We start from the raw sequence: 413 nt of genomic DNA on the forward strand, positions 1-413 counted from the left end.
TCTACGGCGCCGCCGCCGCCATGCCCTACTTCTCCACCGACACGGTCTCCGTGCAGCGCGCCCTCGAGACGCACTGCCAGGAGGTCCTCATGGGCAAGAACGGCGTGGACGGCGTCTACACCGCCGACCCGCGCAAGGACCCGTCGGCGACCAAGCTCGACCACCTCACGTACACCGACGCGCTCGTCAACGACCTCGGGGTCATGGACGCGACGGCGCTGAGCCTGTGCCGGGACAACGACGTGCGGATGCGCGTCTTCGGCATGAGCGAGCCGGGGAACGTCACGCGTGCCCTGGTCGGCGAGAATATTGGCACACTGGTCACGACCGACTGACATCGGTGCGCCGACGCCGGCGACCCCGGACACGAACGCACGGACCGACCCACGACGAACGACGAAGGAGCACTGGTG

The 413-nt window shown here is 68.5% G+C and carries 1 pseudogene; it reads left to right on the plus strand.

Features of this window, described 5'->3' with window-relative positions:
- Positions 1-335: pseudogene (locus G3I78_RS49435) on the plus strand (uridine monophosphate kinase); the annotation flags it as partial.
- Positions 336-413: the final 78 nt, after the last annotated feature.

It is taken from the genome of Streptomyces sp. SID13726 (genome assembly GCF_010548375.1).
In the GTDB taxonomy this organism is placed as follows: domain Bacteria; phylum Actinomycetota; class Actinomycetes; order Streptomycetales; family Streptomycetaceae; genus Streptomyces.